Source organism: Bacillus sp. DX3.1 (assembly GCF_030292155.1).
In the GTDB taxonomy this organism is placed as follows: Bacteria; Bacillota; Bacilli; order Bacillales; family Bacillaceae_G; genus Bacillus_A.
The window spans coordinates 2,191,549-2,204,917 of sequence record NZ_CP128153.1; the positions used below are offsets into that span (position 1 = coordinate 2,191,549).

Below are 13,369 nucleotides of genomic sequence, written 5' to 3' on the forward strand. Positions count from 1 at the left end.
AATGTGAAGATAAATGCCTTCTGTGTTATAACATTTGGCGAAAACAATGGGAATTACAGCTGGTCGTAGGGAAGGCGATGAAACACCAAAAGAATGTGCAATAAGAGAGCTTTATGAAGAAACTGGGCAAATAGTATCTGATTTGAAATTTCGTGGGTTATTAAAAGTCAAAAATATTGTAACTGGGGAATTTAAATATAATCCTGTTTACTTTACTACAATTGAAACTCTTCAACCGTTTAGGAAAAATGAAGAAACATCCAAAATAAAACTCTGGGACCTAAGAGAAGATATAGGCTACATTGATTCGATAGATATTAGGATATTAGATTTTGTGTGAATTAATACCAAGCCTTTTCAACTAATGGGTGCTTTTCTTGAATAAGCAACGAACATTATTCATTCCCCTAAGTCTATTGAAAATGAATAAATTCCTACTTTTTATGTAGAAAGTAGGAATTATTTTTCGTAAAAGATTTGTCTTTTTTCTCAAAGCACTACACTACATTTAAAAATCTAAGTTTTATTCAACAATAGCGCCCTTTAATGGAATAACAAAAATAGAAACACAAGATGCAAATAAGCTTATTATCTTCAACTAACACCACTCATTAGTTGACATACATTATTTCACATTCTTCAGAAGTAAAGCCTCCTAGTCCTTTTATATAAAAATGACCTCCATTACATATGATAAGGTCATTTTTTTGATTAAACTTAATTTCCTGTTTGAGAGATTTGATTAACAATTTGGCTTAAAGCTTCGTTTATTGGTGTAGCAGGGCGACCGAGTAATTTTTCTAAATCGTTACTTTTTATCTCTAATCCACCATCTCGAATACCTTTTTGCGTATTTACGAGCATAGGAAGATAGGCTTCTGGTACCCCTGCACCTTTCATAATGTCGGCATAAGTAGCATCATCGACTTGTTGTACATGGACTTCTTTCCCTAATACATCTCCAAGAGCAGATACTAATTCCTCTTGAGTCATTAGCTTACCGGAAAGCTCGTAAATTGTATTCTCGTGTCCTTTCCCAGTCAATACCTTTGTTGCTGCCTCCGCTAAATCTTGTCGAAGTACCCAGCCTACTTTTCCTTTTCCTGCTGATGTAACCCAAGGTGCTCCTGCCATCGCGCCTTGTATGCCTCCAATTTCATTTTCAAAATACCAATTGTTGCGTAAAAATGAGTAGGGAATACCTGTTTTCAAAATAGCTTCTTCTCTGGCTCTATGAGATGAAGCGAGGAAAAATTTACTTTCACTTGCATTTGTTACACTAGTATAAGCAATAAATTTCACTTGAGCACGTTGAGCAGCAGCTACGGCATTAGTATGATGTCTCATCATTGTTTCATGATCCCCAAACGTAGATATAATTAAAAGTCGATCAATTCCTGAAAAAGCAGAATCTAATGTTTTTGGTTGATCAAAATCTCCGTGTCGAACTTCCACTCCGAGAGCTCGCAACCCTTCTGCTTTCTCTGGATTTCGAACACTAACAGCCAACTCACTCGCTGGTACATTTTTTAATAATGCTTCTACAACCTTTGACCCTAATTTTCCTGTTGCACCTGTAACTAATATTTTCATTTTCTTTCCCTCCAATTAAATTTTCATATTGTATTATGAAGCTTAGGTATATACTATATCCATAGTCACAATTATAAAAGTAGGCATTTTTTTGTGACATAGTCACAAAAAAAGTACCATTATGAGAGAGAGGGAAAATACAATCAATGGCTCGATTTAATTTTCAAGGAGAACCGCCTCCTGAAGAACAAGAAGAAGTATGCTCTTTGACACTTATTCAAAATGTAATCGCTGGAAGATGGAAAATTATTATTTTATGGTATCTAAGTCGGCGAACAAGAAGATTTAACGAACTTCAAAGGTTGTTACCGGGCATTTCAAAAGGAATATTGACAAGACAACTGAGAGAGTTGGAAGAGGACGGAATGGTTCACAGAGAAGTGTATAAACAAGTTCCTCCTAAAGTAGAATACTCGCTAACAATACAAGGGAAAGGCTTTATACCAGTATTGGACATTATGGGAGAGTGGGGTAAAAAATATATGGAGAAAAAACAAAAGGAATTAAATTAGTCCACACCAAGTTAATGAAAAAGGGCTATGGTATAGATTATAGCCCTGTCTTATGTAAATTACCTCTTTTGTAGCCTTGGAATAAAGTTTGATTAAATTAACTTAATAAACCTTGATAAAAGAACAAATAAAAAAAGCATGTTTTGAAAAAAATTGATCAAAACACGCTTTTTTTATATTCAATTAAATCATCCTTTTATAAAAAAGTTTGATAATTTTTGTGATTCTTGCTCAATTAAAGCGCCCTTTAATAGAATATCTGTTTTTTTAATGATTTTGGGTAAAGCATCTTCGTTTGACAAAAGCTAAATCTGCCATTATCATCAACTCGAACTTATTTATGGGAGTGATAAAGATGAAAATTTATGTTGATGCAGATGCTTGTCCGGTAAAAGATATTATTATCTCTGAAGGTACGAATGCTGAAATTCCTGTTATCCTTGTTACTAGCTTTTCTCATTTTTCTAATGTGGAACAACCATCAGGAGTGGAAAAAATTTATGTTGATTCTGGAGCAGATGCTGCGGATTATCGGATTATGAAGTTAGCAGAAAAAGGAGATATAATCGTTACGCAAGATTATGGTCTTGCTTCGCTAGGTTTAGCAAAAGGGTGTACGGTTCTTCATCATAATGGGTATAGCTATACAAATGAAAACATTGACCAATTATTACAAACACGTTATTTGAGTGCAATGGCTCGAAAAAGCGGAAAGCGTACAAAGGGGCCGAAACCATTTACATCAGAAGATAGGGAGAAATTTAGGGAGCTTTTTAAAAGAGCGATTTCACTTTAAAAAAGAACCGTCCATAGATAAAAGAAATGCATATTCTCCAGATGGAGGACTATACATTGATTGTGTCTGATAAAGATAAAAAAGTGATGGGGATGCTTGATCCAAATGGACATCCAATATTTGAAGGAAATGAATTTACGGATAAAGATATCGAATATATTATGAATAATGAGGATTCTGAAGATTAATTAAATTAATAACTTAGTGTATAGTTTTATAAATAGAATAAATATCGTTATTATGCTATTTTGTGAGTTTCTCGATTACTGGTAAAGAAACATATCCACTTTATAACGTTATTTGTTGAAGCTTTTGTCTATACGATCTGAACTGGAAGATGTGAATAATCTTCCAGTTTTTTATTGAAATGAAAAACGAGATATAATTAATAGAAGGAAATGTAGTAGGAAAACTAGCTAAAATAGGAAAAGGAGTTAAAATGACCGCTGATGCGGTCGAAGCTACTAAGGCTGCTAAGGGGGCGGCTAATGCTGGAGAAAAAATTGTAGGTACTGAACATAGCATAATAAAACCTACTCAAGAAATAGTTAATAGAGAGAGAGTAGACTTTTATAAAGAAAAGCTACTTAATGATGAAAAAATAGAACCAGTTGAAGTTTATAAAATAGAGGGAAAAGGCCAATATTTGCAAGAAGGACATCATAGATATGTAGCCAGTGTAGAAACAGGAATACCTGTAGAAATAAAAGAATTACCTCATAGTGGGTCAGCTGGTATGCCTAATTGGAAATATGTAGAATGGAAAGAATATATAAATGAGAAACAGTTCTAGGAGGATTAAAGTATGGGAGTAGAGGCATATAGAGTAGCTGTAAATATAGAAAAAAAAGAAAATAAGCAAGTTATAAAAGAAAAATTATTAGAGTTAGGTGGCATATTGATAAGTGAAGATAATATTTATGGAAGAATAGATATAGACTTTTATTATCAAGAAGGAATAATTGAGATATTAATGGAGAATCCATATGAAATCCATAAGGGATTATATGGTGAAGACAATATAAGTAATGTTAAAAATCAATTAAGAGTATATATGAGAATAGCAAAGCCAAATTCTGAAAAGATAATTGATAAGTTAATGGAGTTATTGGCTAATATAGATTCTTGTTTTGGGATTAAAGGGATATTAGACTTAATTACAGGAAAAAAGATAGATGTATATAATTATACTGAATTTAAAGATGATTTTATAAAGTCAAAAATAGAATTTGAAATATATTATTCTGGAATACCATATCCAATAAAATGCCACGATGTATTTCCTAAGTATAGAGAGATAATGAAGAACAAACAAAAAGATTATGAATAAAATTTATAAAAAATAATTTTAGCGTAACATAGTAATTTTAATATATATATTGATAATAAGAAAACCGTATAATATTAATAATGCAGTAAGATGTAACAAAAGTAAAAATCAAATATATATATCATAGTAATAATGAAGGAATTGAAATTAAAAATTGAAAATAGAACAATAACTAAAAAGGAATATGAATCTTATATATGGAATAAAAAGTTTGCTTCAGGAAGAGCGAAGGGCGTTGAAGATTTTTGGAGTATGGAACGGAAAAGAATACTTAATAATGAAGCATATACAAGAGATTGGAGTCAAGAACAGATTAATGATATTTTAAATCATAAGACACCAAAATTTAATGGCAAACCAATACAAGGTCATCATACTTATAGTACTTCGCAATATCCGCATCTGGCAAACCGTGGAGAAGTAATTTATCCAGCAATGTTTAATGAACATTTTAAAGGTTGGCATGGGAGGAGATGGAAAAATAGTCTTCCAGGAAAGCGAATTTAAAAAATTATTGATTTTTGATAAAAGGGCGGAGGGAAAATGAATAAATATCCTGTAATTTATATGACTGTTATAGATGATTCAAATAGGAATAAATATATATCTTCAATAAGAAAAGTAATAAAGTCACCTATAGGAGTAAAATGTACCCTTTGTAAAGGACATTTAAAAAAAGCCTAGGCAGCTTGAAGAAGATGATCTCTGTATTGCACAGGAGTCATCTTTTTTAAATTCCATTGATATCTGTAATAATTGTAGTAGATCATATATTGTTTAATTTCTTTTTTTAATTCATCTAGAGTTGTACATGCTTGAATAGAAGCTTCATCTTTAAGATGGCCAAAGAAAGATTCTTGGGGAGCGTTATCCCAACAGTTTCCTCTTCTTGACATGGATTGTTGTAATCCTAGTTTCTTAACTGCTTTTTGAAAATTAGGGTGCGTATACTGAATTCCCTGATCTGAGTGAATCAAGGCATCTTTGGCTTTCTGAAAGTTTTTGTTCCTTTTTAACTTTAGAAGAGTATCTGTAGCTAATTTTACAGTCATACGTTCTGATATATGATGGGCTAAAATTTCACCAGTTGAACCATCTTTAATGACTGATAAGTAGGCTTTCTGACCTTTTCCATAAAATAAATATGTGATATCTGTTAGGAGGACTTTACCAGGGATTCCTTGCTTAAATTGGCGATTCAATAGGTTTGGCACAACTCGATGTTCTTTTGTAGCTTTCCTAATTCGTCTATAAGGATTTGCCTTTCTAATTGGGCATATAATGTCGTATTTCTTCATGATTCGTCGTATACGTTTCAAATTGTAGACAACCTGAAATTGACCCGCCAAAGTCATTTTGATTTGGCGAGCCCCTTTCTTACGACCTTTGAAATGGAAGGCTTTTAGGATGAGCCCTTTTACTACCTCATCCTTTTCATCTTTTTGATGTCTTCGTTCCTGTGATTTCACAGAGAAATAGTTATAATAACCGCTTCTTGAGACACCGGCTATTCCACATAGGTATTTCACCATATGTTTGAGTTGATATGTTTCTATCACTGAACGAATCAGGATATATTTTTGGCTAGAAAGAAGGACTACTTTTTTAGCCCCCTTTCTATCAAACGAATCTTTTTTAACAGTTCATTTTCTGCCTTTAGTAAGTTAATTTGAGCTTCTAAGCGAGCGTTTTTCTCCTCTAGAGTCAGTTCTCTTTCTCTAGAACGCTTTGAATTTCCAAATCTAGTGTCACGTAGGCCGCTAATCCCATTTTCATTGTAAGCCTTTTTCCATCTTTTACTCGCTGCCTTAATTCTATCCATTCCTAAGATTTCTACATCAAACCCACATTCTTCAAAGATTTGTCTTGGAAACTTGCCTTTCTCTTTTTCCTCAATACATATACGCTTAAATTTATCCGTATATGTGATACTTTTTGAACTGACAGATTTAACATATTGATTAGATGATAACAGCTTAATTTCTTTCTCTGTAAAAACCTTTTTACTCATAAATTTCCCCAGTCTTTATGTTTTTCTTAATTATATACAAAAACCCTATAGGGAGACTTTTTTAGTGTCTACTCTATAGGGTACATTTTAGAGACATAAAAAATCAAATTGAAAATGGCTTGCCTGTATTAAAATGCAATTATATTAATTACCCAGAGGAATTAGAAGCTTTGTATTCATTAGGAATCCAACTTAAATTACTTGGAGCTACCTTGACTATTTTTGAAGATAATAGAGAAGTATCTTTAGAAATAGTAAAAAATCAGATTGAATCACATAAAAAAATTTTGGAACAAATAGCTGAAATGGATGAACTAGAATTGGATGATGAATAAAATTGAAAGATGATTTTTACCCATAAAGAAAAAAGTTAAAAATTAGAATAAGAAAAGTTTATTCTAAAGAAAGACCTTACCATAGTAATTACTTTTAAAAAAGAATACTGTGGTTTTTTTGTTATTTTACTAGATTCTACAGAATAAGAAAAAATTCAATTTGATTGCTGAATAAAATATTAATTCAAATTGTAATAATAGATTTGATAAAAGAAGGAATATAAATTGAAAAAGAGAGAAGTTAGAAGGTTTTTGGTAAGGATACGGGTAAAGGTGCTTCGGGTAGTAATGGAAGGGATGTTCCGCCTGTCTTCAAGCAAACTGAATTTGTCAGTTCATATGAAGCAAGAATTAATCAAACACCTGCGAAAATAAATGAAAACGTCAGTTTTGAAGGAACAAGGAGGGAATCGCTACCTTCCCTTAAGACACCACCTGAGCCAAAATTAAAACAAATATTAAATGAAGCGGGTATTGATGGTATACAGTATAAAAATGGAGTTCCCGATTTTTCACCAGTATCAAAAGCACAGGTGGAAATTGATCATATGGTAGGTGGAACTGGTGAATTTGAATCAACACAGCAAGATAGCAAGACGTCTTAATTTCACATAAGCTGATGAAAAATTGGCTGAGCAACTTAATAATTCTCCTGAATTAGCACGTCGGTTTGGAATGGAATCTGGTGGAATTACATAGAAACAAATAGAAAAATATCGACGTAAAAACAATTTAACTTGGTATGAATTGAATGATGTAAAGACAGTGCAGCTTGTACCGACAGAAATAAACAGTAAATCTAGGCATCTTGGCGGAGTAGGCGAAATTAATGCGGGGGCGTTTATTCAAGGGGGATTTTCAAGTATATAATAAGGAGATGTTAAAATGACAATAAATGATGAAGTTTTTGGAGAACTTGATTATCAGTATACATGGGTAGGAGACAGAACGATAAAGTTTTTAGGAAAGGACACAGAGATAGCATTATTAGTAGGAGGTACAGAAGATGAAAAATTTGATGACGGGCAATACGTGGCATACAACTCATTAATGGAAAATTGGGAACAAATCCAACATAGCATATTGCAACCAATTTTAGATTATTATAAACAAAAAAGGCATGAACTCGGTTATGATGTTGCATTTAATGAAGACTACCCACTAATTGAAACAGTTGATCGATTAATAGAACATATAACATTAGTAGGTATTTCTGTTCCGTATGATTTCCTTCGCGAAGGACGTGATATAGGAGTATCATTTGATTGTTCGTGGGATGAAGAAAATGGTTTAGGGGTGCGTCTCATAAATGAAAAAGTAGATGAAGTAGGCTATCAAGATGTTGCGATTTAAATATCACTATTTGCTAGGAATACACATAACAGAGTATAAATGATTGGTTTGCTTTGGAAGTTAATAGCAAAAAACAGCAGGGATAAATACTAAACATCTCTGTTGTTTTTTATGTACAAATGGAATAAATTAATCTTGAAAATTATTTCTATCGTACATACTATTTAAGTGATTTGAAAATGTAGTTTGCTGTAATTCTATTGGTTCGTCTAAATTCAGCATTTAGCTTCTGAAAGGAGGTAAGTAATACTTTGTTAGATTATATTTGGTTTGATGACAAGTCACCCATTTTAAAGCAAATTCCAAGCAATTTTAAATCCGCAGCAATATTACTCCACCCTTTTATCCAAATGCCATCAGGGTGGGAGAAAACAATGAGATATAACCCCTACCAACATATATATCCAAGTGATGAAGAGATTTTTAATATTGGTAAATCAGTTTCTTGGCGGGAAATTATGTCTTATAGTGGTTTAAATTCATACAAAGAACTAGCGTTAGCCTTGTTAACCTCCATCTTTGCTTTCAAGAAAGAATATGGAAGAGAGGATTTAGCGAATAAGTTAAATTCAAATCTTAAACCAGACCTTTACTATCCAACAGAAGATAGTACATCCATATTTTTGTTGAATAGTTTGCTGAAAGTTATTGGCTCAAAAGGAGCTAATAAATTATATTTCTCAGAACCAATCTTCGATAACAGTGGATTATTAAATATAAATGATATTACTCCTATAGACATATGTAACCTATCAGACAAGGAGTTAATTGTGACTGATGAATATATGGATTATGCTTTTATGAGTTTGTATGACTCCTTTACAACCTTGTTATTTGCGAAAGAGGAAGACATTGAGTATATTGTTCAGTCGATGAATTGGGAAGCTGTAATATGTGACCAAAGAACGTTTATTAACTGGTATTTTTAAATAAGGAACTTCCAAATTAGAAGTTCCTTTAAACATTATGAAAAATCAACACTATAATTTAACAGAGCCAAATGAAAAATAGATATAATTAATAGAAGGAGATTTAAGGCGTCTAGGAAAACTATGAAATATTGTTTGAAAAGATGTTATTGCTGATACTGCTATTGGAGAAATTGCAATTACCCATGATAAAGTATTTATTGGACGTATTGAAGGTATAACTAAAAGATTAAGCATGTTTAACCTACGAGAAGTAGAAGATGAATTAACTGAAGAAGAAATAAAAGACTTAACCAAACGAATAAAAAAAGTCATAGATGGATTAAAAAGTGTGGAGATTGATTATAATCCATCAGCTGAATAATGATATTTATAAGAGATTGATTACATAGCTGGTTATATAAAAATTCGAAAACTACATGAAGGTTCTACCATCATGTAGTTTTGTTTTAATGCTAGGATAGTATGACAAGAACGATAATTAGAAGAGATGATATTTTACTAGGTTGGAGCTTTATGCATGGCATAGACAACTAACGAACGAGATCGAACAAGCTTGTAGATTTAACGTTACCTTATATCAAAGTCTCGTTAACTCCCCAATAATGAGAGATTTTGAAACTCAAGGCAGAACCGCTGTTGAGATTGGACAAACTGTTCAGTATTTGGTTACACCTATGTATAAAGGAAATAATCTAGTACTATGTGGAGTTATCATAGAAGCTACAGGGAGTGGAGGATTTAATTTATTTGTAACAGTATTAAATAGAAAATAAGGAGATTAGACGTATGAACCTGTTTGATATTTTGACAGTAAATAAAAAAGACTTTAAAAGTAATAAGCAAGAGGAATGGGACACTGTGGAAAAAAATCTAGGTATGATATTGCCTTTAGATTACAAAAAGTTTATTAATAAGTATGGCACAGGAAGCATCAATGATTTTATTTGGATATTAAATCCTTTTAGTGAGAATGAGAATTTAAACCTTATAAAAAAAGGTCATGTAATTAGAGAGGCATATGCTTATTCTAAAAAACAATTCCCAGATGACTTTATTCATAATGTCTATCCCGTTAATAATGGATTATTACCATGTGCTATTACGGATAATGGTGATGAAATATATTGGTTAACAAATGAAGAGTGTGATCAATGGAGAATTATTGTATATGATTCACGTTCAAATGATTATTATGAATATAATAATAGTATGACAGAATTTTTATACAAAGTTATCTCTAAAGAAATAATATGTCCTGTATTTCCAAACGATTTATTTAAAGATGGCTGCCAATTCATAAACCTATAATTCAAGTGTAAAATAAATATAGAAAATTCTTTTGATTCGGCGTCAGATTTAAGGGGAGGATTCTAATTTGGAAAAGCTAAAAATAAAACTAGATGAGATTATAGACTTTGATATGAAAAAGGAACGTCAGATTTGGGAGAAAGAAAGCATTACAAAGATTGAGGAGAAATACAGCTTGTCTTTACCTGAAGATTACATTTTCTATTTGAGATTCTACGGTAATGATTATATAAAAGATGATTATCGTTTTAAGCCTACGATTTCTTTACCAAAAAATATTAGGCAGTCCACCTTTGAATTAGATTCTATTTTTGGACTAGGGGATCATGCCAACAGTTTTGAAAAAAAGCTAGAGTTTTATCAAGAAACGTTACCTGCAATCATATTTCCAATAGCTGATTTGCCGGGTGGAGATTTGGTTTGTATGGAAAAGGAAAGTAACAAGATTTATTTTTGGTTTCATGAGTTGGAAGGCGAAAATATCTTCTTGGCTGCTGAAAATTTCCAGGAATTTATTGTGAGTTTTCAGCATGAACAAGTGGAAAGAGCAAATCTCAACAATATTAAATTGAATTTAAGTAGTGAATTAGATAGTGCCTTGAGAAAAGCTGCTGAAAAATATAGGAAGTGAAATTTCAGAAAAAAACCTATTTCTTCAAGGGACGTTATTCAATATTCGGAAATTTTGTTTTTATAGCTTGTTTATTGAATATAAGAGTGAGAGCAATCCGCTTTGACTAAATGTCATTGCGGATTTTTATTTTCTCTATCTTCAGGTTTGATTTTCCATACGTCAAAAGCCAATAAAATAGGGGATTTATGGAACAAAGGAAAAACAACAGTTAAAAAAGCCCTTGTTCAATCAGATAAAAAGATCCAACATGCGATTAAAACATTGGTAGAATATAAGTGGATTCCTGGAGGAGGATCTTCCTTTTCGGTAGCAGGTGTAGGTAAAGTCTGAGGTGGAGGCTCACACTCTCTGAAAGATGCGTATCAGCATATGAAAGAGACTGTGGAGAGAGTTAAAAAGAAACCATATTCAAATTTTAAAAGAAGACCGTCATATGGAAAGGTCAAGTGGATAAGGTTTGGGAAGATGCAAAGCAAGCTGATGGTAGAGTGTTTAATCTCAATACAGGTGAAGAATTATTTTGGGATAAAAGTAGATCTAGGGCTGGTCAATGGGATATGGGTCACATTCCTGAAGTAAATATAGTGAATATCATCGAAGGTATATGGATGAAGAAATTGATTATGAAATATTTATTAGAGAATATCGGGATCAAAAAAACTATCGGCTAGAGTCCCCGTCAGCAAATAAGAGTTATAAATATGAATAATAGTTAATTTTATTATAAAAGGAGGTTGATTATGGGAACAACAGAGCATGCTAGTATCTTCACTCTTGCTCAATATGGTGATTTCGAGAAATTTATTTTGAAATTTAGAGTGAATGAGATAAATCAAAAAAGTAAGATGGGGTCTAGTTTATTACATCATGCGATTGCTGGTAGAAATTTTGATATTGCCGTATTTCTTTTGCAAAATAATATAGATGTGAATATGACAAATAAGGATGGTCAAACCCCATTACACTTAATATGTGCGCATCAAAATTTGGAGGTAGCTACGATGATAATAGAGAGTGGTGGTGATGTAAATATTAGAGATAAGTTTGGAAATAATGCATTATGGAGCGCGGTTTTAAATTGTAAAGGAAAATATTATGATATGGTTGAGCTTTTTATGAGAAAAAATCCAGATGTAACGACTAAAAATAAAGTAGGAAAATCTCCTTTAGATTTTGCAAAGCAAGTAAATAATGAGCGACTAATTAATATACTAGAAAATTAGAATTTAAATTGTAAAATAGAATCGATAGTGTCATTTTAGAGAAACAATAACATTCTAGTTTCTTTTCAAAATTGATCTAATTGATTTTTAAAAAATTAATTAAAAGAGCATAATTTTATTGGAGGATAATTATGAAGAGTAATGCCGAAGCTTTTATAGAGGGATTAGAAGAGTTGTTTGGAGAAGCAGATGCAATAAAAAAGATTAATCCTAAAAATGGAGATACACCAATTCATGTGTTTTTTTATCGTGATTTACCTGAAGAAGGCATGATGACATCCATTACTTATGGACTATCAGAAGCGAACCATCCAAATTGGAAAAACGGAAAACCAGAAATTATTCTAACACTGGAGACTCAAGATGAAAGTTGGGGATTAGCTACAGCGTATTTTGCGTCACAATTTAAAGGAGAAAAAAGTTTCTCTTATGGTTCACTGTTTACTTTAGATACTCCCATTTCAGATGAATCTGAAATGGTTGGGTTCTTTGTTTTTGCTCCTTCAATTCTAAATAAAGAATACTCGGAAATCAAAACACCTGATGGATCAATACATTTAGTTGGTATGTATCCAATCTATAAAGAAGAGATTAAATTGTATCAAACGATAGGATTGGAGCAGTTTTGGCGTATGGAGGGTTTTGATTTATATAATGTAAAGAGAAAAAGTTTAGTATGAAAATATAAAATGATGTAATAAATAATAAGAAGGTTTATGCAGAAAATTGTGCTTATCTAAAGAATTGCATAGAATAAGATAAGAAAAAACACTTTTTATATCGAGTTTAATCAAGCCGATGTAAGAAGTGTTTATTTTATAAAATAAGAAATGAGGGATTAGCAAATAGTACTCATATTCCAATCCAGCCACTCAAGAAATAAAGGAGTAATGCAATATGAATTTTGAAGAAAAGTTAAATAATATATTGAATGATTCTAAACTAGATAAGCAAGAAAAATTAAATAGTTTAGGAGTTATAGGAGATATTTTAGAATATGGGGATATCAGTAGAGATGAAGCGATTCAAGAAATGAATGTTTTAATAAAATATGTTGTTCAACAAAATGATAATGATATTAAAGAAGAAATTTTACATATTATTTTAAATGGAGAAGATTCGCGTAATGTTGATAAAGAATTAGATTTAGAACCAATTGTTTCGAATTTAAGTAAATTTAATGATGAATGTATTAGTTACATTTTATCAATGTTAGGGTATTCCGGAAAAGAAAAATACAGAACAATAATTGAACAATTTAAGGATAATGCTAGGTTGGAGGGAGATGTAGAGGATGCATTATTCGAGTTAGATTATAGAGTGAAAAATCAAAAGTAGCAAG

General features: G+C 31.7%; 19 protein-coding genes and 2 pseudogenes. 19 read left to right on the forward strand and 2 right to left on the reverse strand.

From position 1 onward, the window contains the following. Positions 1 to 46 precede the first annotated feature (46 nt). The gene (locus QRE67_RS10645) at positions 47 to 340 is read left to right on the forward strand and encodes an NUDIX domain-containing protein (protein ID WP_286124818.1); all 294 of its coding nucleotides are present in this window, start codon (positions 47 to 49) and stop codon (positions 338 to 340) included. Between the two features lie 377 nt (positions 341 to 717). Here QRE67_RS10645 and QRE67_RS10650 read toward each other — a convergent pair whose 3' ends face one another. Next, positions 718 to 1,593 carry an SDR family oxidoreductase gene (locus QRE67_RS10650; protein WP_286124819.1) on the reverse strand — a complete coding sequence of 292 codons (876 nt, stop codon included), beginning with the start codon at positions 1,591 to 1,593 and terminating at the stop codon, positions 718 to 720. Between the two features lie 146 nt (positions 1,594 to 1,739). On the opposite strand from QRE67_RS10650, the gene QRE67_RS10655 reads away from it, so the two are divergent. The 6 genes from QRE67_RS10655 to QRE67_RS10680 all read left to right on the forward strand — a co-directional run bounded on the left by QRE67_RS10655 (position 1,740) and on the right by QRE67_RS10680 (position 4,738). Beyond that, on the forward strand, positions 1,740 to 2,105 hold the full coding sequence (locus tag QRE67_RS10655) for a winged helix-turn-helix transcriptional regulator (RefSeq protein WP_286124820.1): 366 nt from the start codon (positions 1,740 to 1,742) through the stop codon (positions 2,103 to 2,105). 355 nt (positions 2,106 to 2,460) lie between these two features. Further along, a complete protein-coding gene (locus tag QRE67_RS10660) occupies positions 2,461 to 2,901 on the forward strand; it encodes a YaiI/YqxD family protein (protein ID WP_286124821.1) in 441 nt (146 codons plus the stop codon). A 56-nt stretch (positions 2,902 to 2,957) separates the two neighbouring features. Further along, on the forward strand, positions 2,958 to 3,089 hold the full coding sequence (locus tag QRE67_RS10665) for a hypothetical protein (RefSeq protein WP_286125400.1): 132 nt from the start codon (positions 2,958 to 2,960) through the stop codon (positions 3,087 to 3,089). 251 nt (positions 3,090 to 3,340) lie between these two features. After that, positions 3,341 to 3,694, forward strand: coding sequence for a hypothetical protein (locus QRE67_RS10670; RefSeq protein ID WP_286124822.1), 354 nt, complete (start codon positions 3,341 to 3,343; stop codon positions 3,692 to 3,694). 12 nt (positions 3,695 to 3,706) lie between these two features. Next, complete coding sequence (locus tag QRE67_RS10675) at positions 3,707 to 4,231, forward strand: hypothetical protein (RefSeq protein WP_286124823.1); 525 nt, start codon at positions 3,707 to 3,709, stop codon at positions 4,229 to 4,231. 141 nt (positions 4,232 to 4,372) lie between these two features. Beyond that, on the forward strand, positions 4,373 to 4,738 hold the full coding sequence (locus tag QRE67_RS10680) for a hypothetical protein (RefSeq protein WP_286124824.1): 366 nt from the start codon (positions 4,373 to 4,375) through the stop codon (positions 4,736 to 4,738). Between the two features lie 173 nt (positions 4,739 to 4,911). Here QRE67_RS10680 and QRE67_RS10685 read toward each other — a convergent pair. Beyond that, positions 4,912 to 6,242, reverse strand: a protein-coding gene (locus tag QRE67_RS10685) for an IS3 family transposase (protein WP_286124825.1) whose coding sequence is annotated in 2 segments (ribosomal slippage) — positions 4,912 to 5,870 and positions 5,870 to 6,242 — 1,332 coding nt in all. Because the reading frame shifts where the segments join, the coding sequence is not laid out codon by codon here. 170 nt (positions 6,243 to 6,412) lie between these two features. Here QRE67_RS10685 and QRE67_RS10690 point away from each other — a divergent pair. The 12 genes and pseudogenes from QRE67_RS10690 (at position 6,413) to QRE67_RS10745 (ending at position 13,365) form a co-directional block, all read left to right on the forward strand. Beyond that, positions 6,413 to 6,577 (forward strand): hypothetical protein, encoded by a 165-nt coding sequence (locus QRE67_RS10690; protein ID WP_286124826.1) that lies wholly within the window; start codon positions 6,413 to 6,415, stop codon positions 6,575 to 6,577. A 296-nt stretch (positions 6,578 to 6,873) separates the two neighbouring features. Further along, positions 6,874 to 7,447: pseudogene (locus tag QRE67_RS10695) on the forward strand (HNH endonuclease); the annotation flags it as partial. Between the two features lie 15 nt (positions 7,448 to 7,462). Then, on the forward strand, positions 7,463 to 7,930 hold the full coding sequence (locus QRE67_RS10700) for a DUF6985 domain-containing protein (protein ID WP_286124827.1): 468 nt from the start codon (positions 7,463 to 7,465) through the stop codon (positions 7,928 to 7,930). Between the two features lie 251 nt (positions 7,931 to 8,181). After that, positions 8,182 to 8,859: a DUF2711 family protein gene (locus QRE67_RS10705; protein WP_286124828.1), complete on the forward strand. Its 678-nt coding sequence runs from the start codon at positions 8,182 to 8,184 to the stop codon at positions 8,857 to 8,859. 139 nt (positions 8,860 to 8,998) lie between these two features. After that, positions 8,999 to 9,223 (forward strand): annotated as a pseudogene (locus tag QRE67_RS10710) (Imm3 family immunity protein); the annotation flags it as partial. A 425-nt stretch (positions 9,224 to 9,648) separates the two neighbouring features. Further along, complete coding sequence (locus QRE67_RS10715) at positions 9,649 to 10,170, forward strand: SMI1/KNR4 family protein (protein WP_286124829.1); 522 nt, start codon at positions 9,649 to 9,651, stop codon at positions 10,168 to 10,170. 67 nt (positions 10,171 to 10,237) lie between these two features. Further along, positions 10,238 to 10,801 (forward strand): SMI1/KNR4 family protein, encoded by a 564-nt coding sequence (locus QRE67_RS10720; protein ID WP_286124830.1) that lies wholly within the window; start codon positions 10,238 to 10,240, stop codon positions 10,799 to 10,801. Positions 10,802 to 10,903: 102 nt separating this feature from the next. Further along, positions 10,904 to 11,134, forward strand: coding sequence for a hypothetical protein (locus tag QRE67_RS10725; RefSeq protein WP_286124831.1), 231 nt, complete (start codon positions 10,904 to 10,906; stop codon positions 11,132 to 11,134). 274 nt (positions 11,135 to 11,408) lie between these two features. After that, positions 11,409 to 11,513, forward strand: coding sequence for a GH-E family nuclease (locus QRE67_RS28640; protein WP_353507060.1), 105 nt, complete (start codon positions 11,409 to 11,411; stop codon positions 11,511 to 11,513). Positions 11,514 to 11,544: 31 nt separating this feature from the next. Next, a complete protein-coding gene (locus tag QRE67_RS10735; RefSeq protein WP_286124833.1) occupies positions 11,545 to 12,027 on the forward strand; it encodes an ankyrin repeat domain-containing protein in 483 nt (160 codons plus the stop codon). A gap of 131 nt (positions 12,028 to 12,158) precedes the next feature. Further along, complete coding sequence (locus tag QRE67_RS10740; protein WP_286124834.1) at positions 12,159 to 12,707, forward strand: suppressor of fused domain protein; 549 nt, start codon at positions 12,159 to 12,161, stop codon at positions 12,705 to 12,707. Positions 12,708 to 12,924: 217 nt separating this feature from the next. Beyond that, the gene (locus QRE67_RS10745; RefSeq protein ID WP_286124835.1) at positions 12,925 to 13,365 is read left to right on the forward strand and encodes a hypothetical protein; all 441 of its coding nucleotides are present in this window, start codon (positions 12,925 to 12,927) and stop codon (positions 13,363 to 13,365) included. Positions 13,366 to 13,369: the final 4 nt, after the last annotated feature.